The sequence below is a fragment of the Kribbella sp. CCNWLW201 genome (assembly GCF_037203805.1).
Classification (GTDB): Bacteria; Actinomycetota; Actinomycetes; order Propionibacteriales; family Kribbellaceae; genus Kribbella.
The window spans coordinates 757,020-771,946 of record NZ_JBBCBQ010000002.1; the positions used below are offsets into that span (position 1 = coordinate 757,020).

The window sequence follows — 14,927 nt, forward strand, 5'->3', positions numbered from 1 at the left end:
CAGGCGCCTCTCAACCGGGCGCCTGCCCTGGAGCCTCAGTCCGCGTACTCAGACCGGTACGCCGGTCACCTCGAGTACCCGGTTGAGTTGGTCGCCGCGGACCATCCGGCCCGACAGCAGTCGCAGTTCGGCGCAGGCGGTCTCGAGCGCCTGCAGCTGGGATCGGCAGTTGTCGACGTACCAGAACGGATCGTCGGGCTGCGGATCGTCGGCGTCGTCGATGTCGGCGTACCAGTGCCGGTCGCCGCAATGCACCACTCGCACTCGCAGGTTCATGCTCACTACCCCCGTGTCCCCAGGATCCTGGGGTCCCCCCGGGCCCCAGTCGGGGCCGGCTCGGCCCCGGCGTGTGGTCGCGGCCCCCCACCACCACACGCCGAGCCGAGTTCGACCCTCCCCCGCTCGCTACATCGGAGCCGACGGCGTCGGTGTTACAACTTGTGACTAAGAATTTTGGGTAGTTTCCCGGCTACCGTGCGCTGAGGTGGGATTGCGTCCACTGCTCCAGGCCGGCGGCGGTGATCGGCAGGTCCTCGGTGAGGATCTCGAGCCGGTCGGAGTGCACCACCACGTTGTCCTCGATCCGGATTCCGATCCCGCGCAGCTCCGGCGGAACGGTCTCGTCGTTCGGGTGGAAGTACAGCCCCGGCTCGACCGCCAGCGCCATGCCGGCCTCGATCTCACCGGCGAAGTATGCCTCCGGCCGGGACGCGTCGCAGTCGTGCACGTCCAGGCCGATGTAGTGCCCGGTGCCGCAGACGATGTACCGGCGGTGCTGCTGCCCGTCCGGCCCGAGCAGCTCGTCGAGCGAGACGTCGAGCAGTCCCCAGTCCCGCAGGCCCTCAGCCAGCGTGCGCAGGGCGGCGTACTGGAAGGCCCGGTACGGCGCTCCGACCTTGACCGCGTCGAGTGACGCCAGCTGTGCCTTGTGGACCAGGTCGTACACCTGCCGCTGGGCGTCGGTGAACTCGCCCGTGGCGGGGAAGGTCCGGGTGACGTCGGCGGTGTAGAGGGTCCGGGTCTCGACACCCGCGTCGAGCAGGATGACGTCGCCCTCGTTCACCGGCCCGTCGTTGCGGACCCAATGCAGCACCGGCGCGTGCTTGCCAGCAGCAACGATCGAGGCGTACCCGACGCCGTTGCCCGCAGTCCGCGCGCGCCGGTCGAAGGTGCCCTGCAGCCACCGCTCCCCGCCGCCGCGAATGGCCTCCGGCAGCTCACGCGCGACGTCACCGAACGCGAGCACACTGGCCGCGACGGCCTCACGCAGCTGGTCCAGCTCCCAGTCGTCCTTGATCCGGCGCAGCTCGGCCAGCGTCTGCCGCAGCGAGTTCCCGTCCGTCGGCGAGGTCCGGACCAGTGCGTCCAGCATCGGCTCGACGCCCGGGGTCGAGAGCATGAACGGTACGGCGCCGCGCACCGCGGCCGGTAGTTCCTCGATCGGGCGGCAGGCGATCTGCAACGCCTCCGACCAGTCCTTCAGCCCTGGCACCGGGCCGACCCACAGCTCGCCGTCGCGTGCGTTGGCGAAGAAGTCGGCCTCGTCCGGCCCGGCTGTCTCGCGCAGGTAGAGCGTCGCGTCCTCGTCCGCCGACAGCACCAGTACGGCGCCCTCCGCCTGGCATCCAGTGAGCCAGACGAAGTCGCTGTCGGCGCGGAATTGGTAGTCGGTGTCGTTCGACCGGACCGGCGCCCGGCCGGCCGCGACCGCGATCCGCCGCCCGGGCAGCGCCGCGGACAGCTTCCGCCGGTGCTCGGCCGCCGCCTCCGCCAGGCCCTCGGGCACTGTCACCGACCGGTCCACCGCTCCCCAGCCTTGCGAGATGAATTCCCGAAACCCTTTGGCATCGATCGGGCGGTAGGACTTCGGCGTCTCTTCGGTGCGGTCGTCGGTCATGTGCTGCGCTCCCCTTTACTGCTGACGGTTACAAGCCATCAACTCAGGTGAGAGCAGGGCCGCGCAAGCCCTTATCGAAAGTCGTGGATCACCTTGCGCGGAACGCGTCGAGCAGGCCCTGCTCGGAGTCGAGCAGGTACTGATGCAGGTCCGCCGCGGCCTGCTCGTACTTCCGTGCCTCGAGCAGCTCGAAGAGGCCGCGGTTGCGTGCGATGTACGGCTCGTGCAGCTCCTGTGGCGTCGCGATCACATGGAAGAGCAGCCGCAGCTCCGCCAGCAGCCGGCCGGTCATCGCGTCCATCCGCGCACTGTCGGCCAGACCGATCAGGTGCTGGTGGAAGCGCATGTTCGCCGTACCCACAGCCGCCCAGCGATCCGCGAGCGCGGCCGCCTCGGCCGCCTCGACATCGTCCTGCAGCGGCTCGAGCCGGCCGGCCGGCAACTCCGGATCACGCTCGGCCAGACCGCGTACGACGTCCACCTCGAGCACCCGGCGGAGCCGGTACAGGTCGACCACGTCGCGTTCGTCCAACTCGGGCACGAACACTCCGCGATGCAGCTTGTAGACCAGCAGCCCCTCGTGGGTGAGCAGCCGGAAGGCTTCACGCAGCGTGTTCCGGCTGACCTCCAGCACCTCGGTCAGCTCGATCTCCGAGAGCTGGGCACCCGGCGGCAGCGCACCCTCGGTGATGCTCCGGCGCAGGATGTCGGCCGCCCGCTCGGCGGAACTACTCCGGTCCAGCCGCGCGACATCGGCGGCGACAGTGCGCAACCACGCCTGCCGGCCCTCGTCGTCCTCACCCGTGCTCATCACCGCATCATCGCCCACCCGAGGCGTTCAGGGGAAGTTTAGTGGAACAAGACTCTTGCAGGATTGTTGAACAATCTCTACTCTCGTGTCATCAGTCGTCACTCACAGCCATGTCATCACTCACCGCCATGGAGCCCATCCCGACAGCAGCCAGGAGTCACCGCCATGTCCCTCCGCACCCCGAAGCCGAACAAGCCACCGGCCCGGCGACCCACGAGCAGGCCGGTCGCCCGCCGTACCAATCCTTATGCCCGCCGCCTCACCCCCGCGGCCGGGCGGAAGACGCCGGACAGCGCGATGAAGGCCGGGACCCGGTCGACGCTGATCGGCGCCGTGTTCCTGATGGCGACCTCCGCGATCGGGCCTGGGTTCATCACCCAGACCACGCTGTTCACGGTGTCCCTCGGGGCGGCGTTCGCGTTCGCCGTGGTCGCCTCGGTGCTGGTCGATCTCGCGGTGCAACTGAACGTGTGGCGGGTGATCGGCGTCTCCGGGCGCCGGGCACAGGAGTTGGGCAACCTGGTCGCGCCGAGGCTCGGTACGGCGATGGCTGCGTTGCTGTTCGCCGGCGGGCTGGTGTTCACGGTCGGCAACGTGTCCGGCACTGGGCTGGGCACGAACGCGATGGTCGGTCTCGATCCCCGACTCGGCGGCGCACTCTCCGCCGTGGTTGCCATCGGCATCTTCTTGGCCAAGCGGGCCGGGCTGGCGCTCAACCGTGCCGTGGTCGTGCTCGGCACGGTGATGATCGTGCTTGTCGGCTGGTTCGCGGTCACCTCCGGTCCACCGGTCGGCCGGGCGCTGCGGAACGTCGTACTGCCGGAGCAGGCCGACTTCCTCGTCATCACCACGCTGATCGGCGGCACGATCGGCGGGTACGTCATGTACGCCGGTGCGCACCGGCTGCTCGATTCGGGGGTGAGCGGGCCGCAGTACGTCCGGCAGATCAGCCGGGCCTCGGTCGCCGGCATCCTGATCACCGGACTGCTGCGCGCCGTACTGTTCCTCGCGATCCTCGGCGTCGTCGCGGGCGGCGCGACCCTCGACAAGGCGAACCCGACCGCGTCGGCGTTCCAGCACGCGGCGGGCGAGGTCGGACTGCGGGCGTTCGGGGTGCTGTTGTGGGCGGCCGCGATCGCGTGTGTGATCGGGGCGGCGTACACGACCGTCACCTTCGTCACCTCGCGGACGACGACCTCGGACGGCACCAGGACCGCTCTCGTGGTGCTGTTCATCGCGGTCAGCACGGTGATCTATCTGTCCGTCGGTACGGCGCCCGCGAAGCTGCTCGTGTTCGCGGGAGCTTTCAACGGATTGCTGCTACCGCTCGGAATCGGGGTACTGCTCTGGGTGGCATGGCAGCGGGCCGACCTGCTGCGCGGCTACCGCTATCCCCGGCCGCTGCTCATCCTCGGCGGCGCGGCCTGGTTGCTCACCGTCTATCTGGCCGTCCGTTCGATCAAGCCCGTGTTCTCATTGTTCGGTGTCTCGTGATCACCACCGCTCACGAGGCACATTAAGTTGTAGGAGTGTTCATGGACCTCAACGCGGATCTGGGCGAGGGTTTCGGCGCTTACCCGATGGGTGACGACGAAGCGTTGCTCGAGGTCGTCACGAGCGCGAACATCGCCTGCGGATTCCACGCCGGCGAGCCCTCGATCATGCGCCGGGTCACCAGCTGGGCCGTCGAGCGCCGAGTCGCGATCGGCGCGCATGTCGGGTACGACGACAAGGCCGGTTTCGGCCGCCGGTTCGTCGACATCGAGCCGGCCGCGCTCCGTGACGAGATCGTCTACCAGATCGGCGCACTGGACGCGTTCGCCCGGATCGCGGGCGACCGGGTCCGCTACGTGAAACCGCACGGCGCGCTCTACAACACGATCGGGCATCACGAGGAGCAGGCCGCGGCCGTGGTCGGCGCCATCGTCGAGTACGACCGCTCGCTGCCGGTGCTGGGCCTGCCCGGTTCGGCCTGGCTCCGGCTCGCGGCCGAGGCCGGGCTGGCGGTGATCCACGAAGCCTTCGCGGACCGTGCCTACACCCCGGCCGGCACGCTGGTTTCCAGGAGCGAGCAGGGCTCCGTCCTGCACGACGCTGACCAGATCGCGGCCCGGTGTGCGGCGATGGCGACCGGTGCGCCGATCCAGGACCATCAAGGTGGCGACCTCACCCTCGACCCGCACTCGATCTGCGTGCACGGCGACACCCCGGGGGCGGTCGAGATCGCCCGCCGGGTGCGGGCGGCACTGGAGGAGGCGGGCGTCGTGCTGACCCCGTTCAGCCGCTGATGCGCATCCTGCCGTCCGGCGACCGGGCAGTCCTGATCGAACTGGACGACCTCGACGAGGTGATCGGCTACTACGCCGCGATCACCGCTGATCCGCCGGCCGATGTCGTCGACGTCGTGCCCGCTGCCCGGACCGTGCTGGTGAAGGTCGACCGCCCGGAGCTCGACCGCCTGGTCCGCGCGCTGCGCGCGATCCGGCCGGTCGACAGCCGGCGGGAGGCCGGCGACCTGATCGAGATCCCGGTGGTCTACGACGGCGCGGATCTCGAGGACGTGGCCGCTCATCTGGGCTGCAGCCCGGCTGACGTGATCGAACGGCATACCCGTGAGGAGTGGACCGTGGCCTTCTGCGGCTTCGCACCGGGTTTCGGCTACCTGACCGGTCAGGGCGACTGGGACGTGCCCCGCCGCAACTCGCCACGGACGAAGGTTCCGGTCGGGTCGGTGGCACTGGCTGGTGAGTTCAGCGGTGTCTACCCGCACGAGTCACCGGGCGGCTGGCAGTTGATCGGCCGGACCGAGGTGCGGATCTTCGATCACCGGCGTGAACCGGCCGCGCACTTCCACCCGGGCCGCCGGGTCCGGTTCGTCGACGCGGGTCGTGGATGAACAGCCTCACCATCCTCGAATCTGGGCCTTTGGCAACAATCCAGGACGGCGGCCGGATCGGTCAGGCGTCCCTCGGCATCCCCGGGTCCGGCGCGTGCGACCGTACGTCGTACGCGCTGGCCAACCGTCTGGTCGGCAACCGTCCTGGTGCCGCGGCGATCGAGGTGACCTTCGGCGGCCTCGTCCTGCACGCCGACACCGACCTGGTCATCGCCATCACCGGCGCGCCCTGCGCCGGTGTCCCGCTCAACGCACCGGCTTTCTTGAAGGCCGGTCAGGTACTGCGATTCGGACCGCCACGGACCGGGCTCCGGACGTACGTCGCCGTCCGCGGCGGTCTCGCTGTCCCCGCCGTACTCGGATCGCGCTCGACCGATCTCCTGTCCGGACTCGGTCCGGACCCGTTGAGCTCGGGTCAGACTGTGCCGGTCGGGTGCGAGTACGGGCCGATGCCCGGTGTCGACCTCGCTCCCGTCGCCGATCCGCCTGGCGGTGAGGTCGTCGTACGCGTGACTCCTGGACCGCGGCGGGACTGGTTCACGGATGCCGGGTGGGAGTCGTTCACCAGCCAGTCGTACGTCGTCAGCAGCAACAGCAACCGGGTCGGAGTCCGGCTGGAAGGCGAGCCGCTCGAGCGCGCCCGCGAAGGCGAACTCGCCAGCGAAGGCATGGCCCTGGGCGCCATCCAGATCCCACCCTCCGGCCTCCCCGTCATCTTCCTGGCCGACCACCCCGTCACCGGCGGCTACCCAGTCATCGCTTACGTCACCACCCCCACCCTCCCCACCTGCGCCCAACTCCGCCCCGGCCAACCCCTCCGCTTCACCAGCAGCTGACCGAGGCGCCCCACGACGCGTGCTCGCCACGACCCGTTGCTCGCGTACTGTCGCCCGCTGGCTACTTCCTCGTCGGGTGTCATCGGTCGTGTCAGGGCGGCGCCAGGTTGGTGTCAGAGCGGTTGGCGACGGTAGGGGCCTCGAACAGTGCATACAGGGAGATAGATGATGCGAACTGATAAGAGCGGCTTCTCGGCAGCGGGGATGCGCAGGCTGCAGGACGTGCTGGCGCGGCATGTCGAGTCCGGGAAGGTCCCCGGGCTCGTCGCCTTGGTCAGCCGGGGCGAGGAGACGCACGTCGAGGCGATCGGGACGATGCGCCATGACGGTGGCGCGCCGATGAGCCGGGACACGATCTTCCGGATGGCCTCGACGTCCAAGCCGGTCGCGATCGCGGCGGCGATGGTCCTGCTCGACGAGTGCAGGCTGCGGCTGGACGACACGGTGGATGCGTGGCTGCCCGAACTCGCCGACCGGCAGGTGCTGAAGCGGATCGACAGCGCGCTGGACGACACCGTGCCGGCGCGCCGGCCGATCACCGTCCGGGACCTGCTGAGCTCCACGTTCGGGCTCGGGATGGACATGACGTCGCTGGGCACGCCGATCATGAACGCGATCTTCGAGCAGGGGCTCACGCCCAATCTGCCGGAGCCGATGCCCGGGCCGGACGAGTGGATGCGCCGCCTCGGCACGCTTCCGCTGATGTACCAGCCGGGCGAGCGGTGGCAGTACCAGATCAGCAACGACCTGATCGGTGTGCTCGTCGCCAGGGTCACCGGCCAGTCGTACGAGACGTTCCTGCGGGAACGCATCTTCGACCCGCTCGGGATGAAGGACACCGCCTTCCACGTGCCCGCCGACAAGATCGACCGGATGCCGACCCTCTACGCCCCCAACCCGGCGACCGGAGAGTTCATCGTGTGGGACGAGGCCGAGGGTGGACGGTGGAGCCAGCCTCCGGCGTTCGAGGGCGGCGGTGGCGGGCTGGTCTCCACCGCCGACGACTACCACGCCTACTTCCGGATGCTGCTGAACGGCGGGATGCACGGGAACGAACGGATCCTGTCCCGCGCCGCCGTCGAACTGATGACCACCAACCGCCTCACGCCCGAGCAGGAGGCCGTCCGGCACGCCATGGCCGTCGACAACGTCCACATCTCCTTCGGCCAAGGGCAGCACGGCGGCTGGGGCTTCGGGATGGCGGTGCGCACCTACCGCGGTGACTACGCGCCCATCGGCCAGTTCGGCTGGGACGGCGGCAGCGGTACGTCGACCTACGCCGACCCGGTCAACCAGGTCACCGGAATCCTGCTCACCCAGGTCGGCGCGACCGTCCCGAACTCGATCCAACTCATGCACGACTTCTGGACCACCCTCTACCAGGCCATCGAGGACTGACCCCAAGCCCTCCGCCCGGACCGCCCGAGAGTGAGATCCCCTCGGGCGGTTCCGGCAGCAGTCACTGTGCGGCTGCTTGTCCGGCGTCGGCGGGCAGGCGAGGATGGCGGGCATGACGGACATACCGGGGATTGACAGTACGGTTCCGCCGAGTGGGACAGGGTGTGCGGATTGTCTGGAGATTGGCGGGTGGTGGTTCCACCTGCGCCGGTGCGCGCAGTGTGGGCACATCGGTTGCTGCGACTCGTCGCCGGCCCAGCACGCCTCGGCGCACGCCCGGGACGACGACCACCCGATCGTGCAGAGCTTCGAGCCCGGCGAGGACTGGTTCTGGCACTACGGCGAGTCCCAGTACTACGACGGCCCCACCCTCGCCCCACCCAACTCCCGCCCCGAGGACCAACCCGTCCCCGGCGGCAACGTGCCCCCCGACTGGAAATCCAAACTCCACCGCTGACGCGTCAGAGGGTGAAGCCGGCTGGGAAGGGGTCGTCGGGGTCTAGGAGGTATTGGGCCATGCCGGTGATCCAGGCGCGGCCGCGGACTGTTGGTACGACGCCGGGGCGGTCGCCGACTGTGGTTTCGGAGAGCAGTCGGCCGGTGAACGTCGTACCGATGAAGGACTCGTTGACGAAGTCGGTGTTCAGCGCGAGCTCGCCGCGGGCGTGTAGTTGGGCCATCCGGGCGCACGTTCCGGTGCCGCACGGGGAGCGGTCGAACCAGCCGGGGTGGATCGCCATCGCGTTGCGGGAGTGGCTGCCGTTCTGACCTGGTGCGGTGAACTGGACGTGCTTGCAGCTGTGGATCCCCGGGTCCAGCGGATGCACCGGTCGGTCGGTGGCGTTGATCGCGGCCATGATGTCCAGGCCCGCCTTGAGGATCCGGTCCTTCTCGGCCCGGTCGAACGGGAGACCGAGCTGCTCGAGCGGCAGGATCGCATAGAAGTTGCCGCCGTACGCCAGGTCGTAGGTCACCGTGCCGAGGCCCGGCACGTCCACCTTCGCATCGAGGGCGTGACTGTACGCCGGAACGTTCTGCAACGTCACGTGTTCGGCGCGACCGTTGTTCACGGCAACGTCCACCACGACCAGGCCGGCCGGGGTGTCCAGCCGGACCTTGGTGATCGGCTCGGTCACCTCGACCATGCCCGACTCGACCAGCACTGTGGCGACGCCGATGGTGCCGTGACCGCACATCGGCAGGCAGCCGGACACCTCGACGTACAGCACACCCCAGTCGGCGTCGGACCGGGTCGGCGGCTGCAGGATCGCGCCGCTCATCGCGGAGTGACCACGCGGCTCGTTCATCAGGAACAGCCGCAGGTCGTCCAGGTGCTTGACGAAGTACTCGCGCCGCTCGGCCATCGTCGTACCGGGGATGACGCCGACGCCGCCGGTGACGACGCGGGTCGGCATCCCCTCGGTGTGCGAGTCGATCGCCGTGATCGTCCGGACGGACCTCATCGCAAGCTCTCCACTGCCTTCTTCATGTCCTGCTCCAACTGGGCGACGTGTTCCGGCACCAGCGGTCCACGCGGCGGGCGGCACGGGCCGCCGTACCGGCCGACGTAGTCCATGCCGTACTTGATCGCCTGGACGAACTCGGTCCGCGAGTCCCACCGGAACGCGGCGACGAGCGGCTCGTACAGCGCCCGCGCCTCTTCCAGCTTGCCCTGTACTGCGAGGTCGTACAACCGGACCGATTCCTTCGGGAACACGTTCGGGAACCCGGCGAACCAGCCGGTCGCGCCCATCAGCAGCGCCTCCAGCGTCACGTCGTCGGCACCGGCGACGACGGCCAGGTCCGGCGCCAGCTCGCGGATCTCCAGCACCCGGCGGACGTCACCGGAGAACTCCTTCACCGCGACGACGTTCTCGATCTGCGCGATCTCGGCGAGCAGGTCCGGGGTCAGGTCGACCTTGGTGTCGATCGGGTTGTTGTAGACCATCACCGGCAGCCCGGCCTTCGCGACCTCGCTGAAGTGGTGGAGCACCTCGCCGCGGTTCGCCCGGTACATGGTCGGCGGCAGGCACAGCACGCCGTCGGCACCGTCCTCGGCAGCCTTCTCGGCCCACGCGCGCGCCTGGTGCGCCCCGGCCGCGTGGACGCCGACGACCACGACGCCATCGTTGCCCACGGCCTCGATCGCGGTCCGGGCGACGGCCCGACGCTCGTCGTCGGTCAGCGACGAGTACTCCCCCAGCGAACCGTTCGGCCCGACACCGCGGCAGCCGTTGTCGACCAGCCAGCGGCAGTGCTCGGCGTACTTGTCCAGATCGGGGCGCAACCCGGCCGGCGCCGACGCGTCCTCGGCGTACGGCAGTGCGGTGGCGACGATCACGCCGTCCAACTTCTCGCTCACAGCTCCTCCTGAGCCTCGGCCAGATCCCGCAACCTGACAGGCACGGCGATCGGTCGTTTCATTGATGGTCTAGGTACGTCGTTCTGTCCGGATGGCCGGCGTACGTCGCTCTGCCCGGCCGACCCGGCGTATTGTCCGGCCGGCTCGGTGTATTGCCCGGCGAGCTCGGCGACGGTGCGGGAGCAGACCCGGCCCTGGCACAGCCCGAGGCCGGCGCGGCTGGTGAGTTTCAGCGCCCGCCCGTCGGCCACACCCCGCTCGACGACAGCCCCTTCGATGTCGCCCCGCGTCACTTCCTCACACCGGCACACCACAGTCTCCGGCCCACTCCAGCTGCGCCACCCGTCCCGCACCGGATACGCCTTCGCCAACGCGGCCGCAAACCGCCGGCCCTTCACTACCTTCTTCCGGTCCGCTTGAGCTGCGGCCTGTCGAGCAGCCGCAGCACCAGCCACTCGTCCTTCAGCCGCAGCAAGATCCGCTCCACCGATGCCGGTGAGCTCACCAGCTGCGAACACACCCGGTGTCGTGGTCTGCTGGTCCGAGTCGACCACGACCGCCGGCCCGCCGTCCGGTCCGGTGGTCAGCTCGCAACGAGCCGACACCGCGAGCTCCAACTGTGCCGTGAAACCGAACCCCAGGCAGACGGCATCCACTTCGATGCGGCGCTCGGATCCTTTGATCGGGTGCCAGTTGTCGTCGAGCCGTGCGACGGTGACGGCCTCGACATGGTCCTCACCGTGCGCCGCGATCACGGTCCATCCGTGCTTGAGCGGAATCCGGTGCCGCGCGAGCAGAGCGCCGTACCCGAGTCCCTCACGGACCTTGCCCGAGGCAACCAATGGGTCAGTTGCCCAGCCTTTGCGGACGGTCTTCAACGAGTTCGCCTCGAGCAGGCCGACGACCTTCGCGCCGACGCCAACCAACGACTCCGCCACCGGCAGCAGGAACGGCCCGGTCCCGGCGACGATCACCCGCTTCCCGACGGAAATCCGTTGCCCCTTGGCCAACGCCTGCGCCGCCCCGGCGCTGTAAACCCCAGGCAAATCCCAACCAGGGAAGGGAAGCACGCGGTCATAGGCGCCAGTCGCGAGCACCACAGCCTTCGCCTCAACAGCGAAGACCTCCCGCCCAACCCCATCAGCAGGCCCACGCTGCACCCACAACCTCTGCCCCTGCTCAAACGCCCAAACAGACGCCTCCGCAAGATGCGTCACCCGCGGATGTGCCGCCAGCCGATCCCGCTTGGCCGCAAAGGCCTTCCACCCGTGCTGCAACCGCTCCGGCCGCCGCACCCCAAGCTCCTCCGCCACCTGCCGATTGAACTGCCCACCCACAGCCCGCCCGCAATCAATCAACAAAACCTCAGCCCCCGCATCCCCCGCAACCAACGCCGCCTCAATCCCAGCAGGCCCAGCCCCCACCACCGCAACATCAACCACCCGAGGAGCAGACTTCTGTGCCTCATGCACCTCGATCGGCTCGGGCAGCACGGCGCCTTGCTGGGTAGTGATTTCGTCGCCTGCGGCGACTGTTCGTTGGCAGGCTCGGATGTCGGGGATGCCGTTGACGACGACCAGGCAGTCGAAGCAGGCGCCTATGCCGCAGAAGACTCCTCGGGGGCGGCCGGTTGCTCGGGTTGTGCGCCAGGAGTCTTGGCCGTTGGTCAGCATCACGGCGGCGACCGTCTGTCCGGCCAGGGCGTTCACCGGTTGGCCGTCCACGGTGATCTGTACGGCGTCCGTCGTACCGACGTCTTGTTTCAGGTAGGCGTTCATGGGGTGAGCACCGCCGGGCGGTCGACGCGGAAGGGGTCTGGGGTGACGTGGGGCGTGAGGCCCAGGAAGAGCTCGGTGATGAGGCGGCCGGTGGAGGGAGCCAGGCCGATGCCGGCCCCTTCGTGGCCCGTTGCGTGCCAGAGTCCTTCGACGCGTGGGTCGGGCCCGATGACCGGCAGGTGATCGGGGGCGTACGGCCGGAATCCGCCGTACGTGCGCATCACCGACACATCACCCAGGAACGGGAACAACCCGATCGCCTTCCGCGCAAGCTCCCGCAGCACCTTCACCCGGACCGAGTCGTCGAACCCGATCCGCTCGCGGCTCGATCCGATCAGCACGGTCCCGGCCCGCGTCGACTCCACCACCGTCGACGTCTGCAGGTCTGCATCCCCACTCCCGACCGCGCCGACGTAGTCCGCGTCGTACACCTTGTGTCGCACGCATTCCGGCAGCGGCGCCGTCACGAGGATCATCCCGCGCCGCGGCAGCACCTGGATCGGCGCACCCGCGGCCGCCCCGAACGCCCCGGCCCACGGCCCGCACGCGTTCAGCACCGCACCACAAGCGATCTCACCGGCTGACGTCTCCACACCGACGACACGACCCCGGGCGGTACGCACCGACTCGACCGTCACTCCCGTCCGCACAGAACTCCCACGATCCCGTACGGCGGTCAGCAGAGCAGTTGCCGCGAGCACCGGCTGGAGCTGCGCGTCATCGGGATAGTGCACCCCGATCGTCACGTTGCGCGTGAGCAGCGGTTCGAGCTCGAACGCCTCCGCCGGCGTGATCACGCGCGCATCGACACCGGCCGCCTGCTGCTTGGCCGCGAACGCCTTCAGCGGCCCGGGATCGGTCGTCGCCACCACGACCCCACCCTTGGACTCCCACTCGACATCGGCGACACGCTCCGGCAGTCGAGCGAGTACGGCGCCCCACTCGGCACGCGACGCGATCGCCAGGTCCAGCTCGGGCCCAGGCTCCTTGTCGGAGACGAGCACGTTGCCTTCGCCGGAGGCCGTCGTCCCGGAGGCCACCGCGTCCCGATCGACCACGACGACCCTCACGCCGGCCGCGGTCAGCGCCTCCGCGCAGGCTGCGCCGACGATTCCGGCACCCACGACAACCACGTCGGCCGTCGCAGCTCCAGGCATCGCAGTGTCTCCTCGCCGTTCACTAAAATGAACGATATCGAGCGTACGGCGCGATCCCGGCCCAGGTCAACGTGGTCAGGTGGGCAGATGTGGGCTACCCGGGGTGATCGGGTGCGCGTCCGGCGGGTACTCGAGCAGCAGGACCGACCGGACGGGGCCGTCCAGCGCCTCGTACTCGTGCGGTGCGCCGGCCCGGAAGGCGAGGTAGTCACCCTCGCCCAGCTCCTCGGTCCGGCCGCGCGACGTCACCCGCAATCGCCCGTCCAGCACGATGTGATGCTCGGTTCCGGGATGGCCGTCCGAATGCTGAACAGCTCCCGGCCGGACCTCCTGGTTGTAGATCTCGAACAGCCCGCCCGGGTGCTCCAGTCGCCGCAGCATCCGCAGGTCGATCGCCTCACCGGACAGGACGTCGATGTCCGTGGACCGCACCAGGACCAGGTCGGCGGTCGGCGCCTCGCTCAGCAACGCCGACACCGGGACCCCGAGAGCGTTCGACAGACTGAACACCGTCTCGATCGTCGGGTTGCCCGCCCCGGACTCGAGCTGCGACAGCGTCCCCTTCGCGATCCCGGACCGCCGCGCCAGCTCCGACAACGAGATCCCCTGCTCGTCCCGCCGCGCCCGCAAGTTCGCCCCGAGCAACCTACCCGCACCTATCGCCGCCACAGCCCGGAGCATGCCATACCTACGGCCGCGCCTCCGGCACGGCGTGGATCACGGGATGACCCGGCGCCGCCGCAACTCGGCGAAGATCCCGTAGAACATCTCGTCGGTGGCGACGTACTCGTGGAACCCGGCTCGGCGGGCCTTGGAGGAGTCGGCGAAGAAGTCGTAGTCCCAGCCGAAGACGAAATCGGCGAACGGCCACGAGGAGACCTCCGCGTACGACGTCTCCGCCAGACCGTGCGTGACCTGCAACTCCTTCCACAGCGGCTCCTTGTCGGACATCACGTCCTGCAAGGACATCCGCAACGGCGGCGCGACGTCGAGGCCGAACCAGCCGGCCAGCTTCGGCCACAGCTCGTTCCAGCGGAACAGATCGCCGTTCGTGATGTTGAACGCTTGGTTCGCCGCCCCCGGCGCGGTCGCCGCCCACACGGTCGCCTTGGCCAGCAACCCGGCATCGGTCAGCTCGAGCAGAGCGTCGTACGCGCCAGGCTTGCCCGGGAACCGCAGCGGTACGCCGAGTTCCTTCGAGATCGACGCATAGACGGCGATGGCCACGGCCAGGTTCATCGGGTTGCCCAGGGCAACACCACCGACCACGGACGGGCGGAGCGCCGACCAGGTCCACGACTTGCCCTGCTGCCGGTGCTCGAGGAACTGCTGCTGGTCCACGTTGAACTCCGGTGGCAGGTGCGGCGGATCGTCCTCGCGGGCCGGGGTCTTGAACGGCCCGAGGTGCGCGCCGTACACCTTGTAGCCCTGCATCAGGCTGACGTGCCGCAACCCGCGCGCGACCGGCTCGATCGCGTCGACCACGTTGACCAGCATGGCGAGGTTCGGCGGCACCAGTTCGGCCCACGTCGGCCGGTCCTGGTAGGCGACGTAGAAGACGTGCGTCACGTCGCGCAGGTCGGCCAGCTTCGCCCGGGTGTCGTCCGGATCTAGCAGGTCGACGGCCACGTGCCGGATCCGGGGTCCGTCCGCACCGCCGCGGCGGGACAGACCGATCACCTGCCAATCACCCAGCGAGGCCAGATGCTCGACCAGATTCGTCCCGATCACACCGCGCGCACCGACCACCAAAGCCACCTTGTCCATGCCCGACAGCATTGCTGACCTGCAC

Annotated in this window: 15 protein-coding genes; 6 read left to right on the forward strand and 9 right to left on the reverse strand. The window is 69.2% G+C overall.

Going from position 1 to position 14,927, the window contains the following annotated elements:
• Window positions 1-48: 48 nt before the first annotated feature.
• From V9K99_RS13345 to V9K99_RS13355, 3 genes are all read right to left on the reverse strand, one after another.
• The gene (locus V9K99_RS13345; RefSeq protein WP_337001753.1) at window positions 49-276 is read right to left on the reverse strand and encodes a hypothetical protein; all 228 of its coding nucleotides are present in this window, start codon (window positions 274-276) and stop codon (window positions 49-51) included.
• Window positions 277-469: 193 nt separating this feature from the next.
• A complete protein-coding gene (locus V9K99_RS13350; RefSeq protein WP_337001751.1) occupies window positions 470-1,897 on the reverse strand; it encodes an aminopeptidase P family protein in 1,428 nt (475 codons plus the stop codon).
• Between the two features lie 88 nt (window positions 1,898-1,985).
• Window positions 1,986-2,708, reverse strand: coding sequence for a GntR family transcriptional regulator (locus V9K99_RS13355; RefSeq protein WP_337001749.1), 723 nt, complete (start codon window positions 2,706-2,708; stop codon window positions 1,986-1,988).
• A gap of 165 nt (window positions 2,709-2,873) precedes the next feature.
• On the opposite strand from V9K99_RS13355, the gene V9K99_RS13360 reads away from it, so the two are divergent.
• The 6 genes from V9K99_RS13360 (at window position 2,874) to V9K99_RS13385 (ending at window position 8,295) form a co-directional block, all read left to right on the forward strand.
• On the forward strand, window positions 2,874-4,202 hold the full coding sequence (locus V9K99_RS13360) for an NRAMP family divalent metal transporter (RefSeq protein WP_337001746.1): 1,329 nt from the start codon (window positions 2,874-2,876) through the stop codon (window positions 4,200-4,202).
• Window positions 4,203-4,243: 41 nt separating this feature from the next.
• Window positions 4,244-4,996 carry a LamB/YcsF family protein gene (locus V9K99_RS13365; RefSeq protein WP_337001744.1) on the forward strand — a complete coding sequence of 251 codons (753 nt, stop codon included), beginning with the start codon at window positions 4,244-4,246 and terminating at the stop codon, window positions 4,994-4,996.
• Window positions 4,996-5,604 (forward strand): 5-oxoprolinase subunit B family protein, encoded by a 609-nt coding sequence (locus V9K99_RS13370; protein ID WP_337001742.1) that lies wholly within the window; start codon window positions 4,996-4,998, stop codon window positions 5,602-5,604. The genes V9K99_RS13365 and V9K99_RS13370 overlap by 1 nt, the downstream gene beginning before the upstream one ends.
• A complete protein-coding gene (locus tag V9K99_RS13375) occupies window positions 5,601-6,440 on the forward strand; it encodes a biotin-dependent carboxyltransferase family protein (RefSeq protein WP_337001740.1) in 840 nt (279 codons plus the stop codon). Before V9K99_RS13370 ends, V9K99_RS13375 begins: the two co-directional genes overlap by 4 nt.
• A gap of 165 nt (window positions 6,441-6,605) precedes the next feature.
• On the forward strand, window positions 6,606-7,838 hold the full coding sequence (locus V9K99_RS13380; RefSeq protein WP_337001738.1) for a serine hydrolase domain-containing protein: 1,233 nt from the start codon (window positions 6,606-6,608) through the stop codon (window positions 7,836-7,838).
• A gap of 112 nt (window positions 7,839-7,950) precedes the next feature.
• Entirely contained in the window at window positions 7,951-8,295 is a 345-nt protein-coding gene (locus tag V9K99_RS13385; protein WP_337001736.1) for a UBP-type zinc finger domain-containing protein, read from the forward strand.
• Window positions 8,296-8,299: 4 nt separating this feature from the next.
• Here V9K99_RS13385 and V9K99_RS13390 read toward each other — a convergent pair whose 3' ends face one another.
• From V9K99_RS13390 to V9K99_RS13415, 6 genes are all read right to left on the reverse strand, one after another.
• Complete coding sequence (locus tag V9K99_RS13390) at window positions 8,300-9,301, reverse strand: proline racemase family protein (protein WP_337001734.1); 1,002 nt, start codon at window positions 9,299-9,301, stop codon at window positions 8,300-8,302.
• The gene (locus V9K99_RS13395) at window positions 9,298-10,200 is read right to left on the reverse strand and encodes a dihydrodipicolinate synthase family protein (RefSeq protein ID WP_337001732.1); all 903 of its coding nucleotides are present in this window, start codon (window positions 10,198-10,200) and stop codon (window positions 9,298-9,300) included. The genes V9K99_RS13390 and V9K99_RS13395 overlap by 4 nt, the downstream gene beginning before the upstream one ends.
• A complete protein-coding gene (locus V9K99_RS13400) occupies window positions 10,197-11,978 on the reverse strand; it encodes a 2Fe-2S iron-sulfur cluster-binding protein (RefSeq protein WP_337001730.1) in 1,782 nt (593 codons plus the stop codon). The genes V9K99_RS13395 and V9K99_RS13400 overlap by 4 nt, the downstream gene beginning before the upstream one ends.
• Window positions 11,975-13,135, reverse strand: a complete 1,161-nt coding sequence (locus tag V9K99_RS13405) for an NAD(P)/FAD-dependent oxidoreductase (RefSeq protein WP_337001728.1) — start codon at window positions 13,133-13,135, stop codon at window positions 11,975-11,977. The genes V9K99_RS13400 and V9K99_RS13405 overlap by 4 nt, the downstream gene beginning before the upstream one ends.
• 75 nt (window positions 13,136-13,210) lie before the next feature.
• Window positions 13,211-13,804 (reverse strand): helix-turn-helix domain-containing protein, encoded by a 594-nt coding sequence (locus tag V9K99_RS13410; RefSeq protein WP_337323582.1) that lies wholly within the window; start codon window positions 13,802-13,804, stop codon window positions 13,211-13,213.
• A gap of 48 nt (window positions 13,805-13,852) precedes the next feature.
• A complete protein-coding gene (locus V9K99_RS13415) occupies window positions 13,853-14,902 on the reverse strand; it encodes an SDR family oxidoreductase (protein ID WP_337001724.1) in 1,050 nt (349 codons plus the stop codon).
• Between the last annotated feature and the right edge of the window lie 25 nt (window positions 14,903-14,927).

What these genes read in the sequence shown, in the direction of transcription:
- V9K99_RS13345 (WP_337001753.1), bottom strand. Translation starts at nt 276, where the DNA reads ATGAACCTGCGAGTGCGAGTGGTGCATTGCGGCGACCGGCACTGGTAC.
- V9K99_RS13350 (WP_337001751.1), bottom strand. Translation starts at nt 1,897, where the DNA reads ATGACCGACGACCGCACCGAAGAGACGCCGAAGTCCTACCGCCCGATC.
- V9K99_RS13355 (WP_337001749.1), bottom strand. Translation starts at nt 2,708, where the DNA reads ATGAGCACGGGTGAGGACGACGAGGGCCGGCAGGCGTGGTTGCGCACT.
- V9K99_RS13360 (WP_337001746.1), top strand. Translation starts at nt 2,874, where the DNA reads ATGTCCCTCCGCACCCCGAAGCCGAACAAGCCACCGGCCCGGCGACCC.
- V9K99_RS13365 (WP_337001744.1), top strand. Translation starts at nt 4,244, where the DNA reads ATGGACCTCAACGCGGATCTGGGCGAGGGTTTCGGCGCTTACCCGATG.
- V9K99_RS13370 (WP_337001742.1), top strand. Translation starts at nt 4,996, where the DNA reads ATGCGCATCCTGCCGTCCGGCGACCGGGCAGTCCTGATCGAACTGGAC.
- V9K99_RS13375 (WP_337001740.1), top strand. Translation starts at nt 5,601, where the DNA reads ATGAACAGCCTCACCATCCTCGAATCTGGGCCTTTGGCAACAATCCAG.
- V9K99_RS13380 (WP_337001738.1), top strand. Translation starts at nt 6,606, where the DNA reads ATGATGCGAACTGATAAGAGCGGCTTCTCGGCAGCGGGGATGCGCAGG.
- V9K99_RS13385 (WP_337001736.1), top strand. Translation starts at nt 7,951, where the DNA reads ATGACGGACATACCGGGGATTGACAGTACGGTTCCGCCGAGTGGGACA.
- V9K99_RS13390 (WP_337001734.1), bottom strand. Translation starts at nt 9,301, where the DNA reads ATGAGGTCCGTCCGGACGATCACGGCGATCGACTCGCACACCGAGGGG.
- V9K99_RS13400 (WP_337001730.1), bottom strand. Translation starts at nt 11,978, where the DNA reads ATGAACGCCTACCTGAAACAAGACGTCGGTACGACGGACGCCGTACAG.
- V9K99_RS13405 (WP_337001728.1), bottom strand. Translation starts at nt 13,135, where the DNA reads ATGCCTGGAGCTGCGACGGCCGACGTGGTTGTCGTGGGTGCCGGAATC.
- V9K99_RS13415 (WP_337001724.1), bottom strand. Translation starts at nt 14,902, where the DNA reads ATGGACAAGGTGGCTTTGGTGGTCGGTGCGCGCGGTGTGATCGGGACG.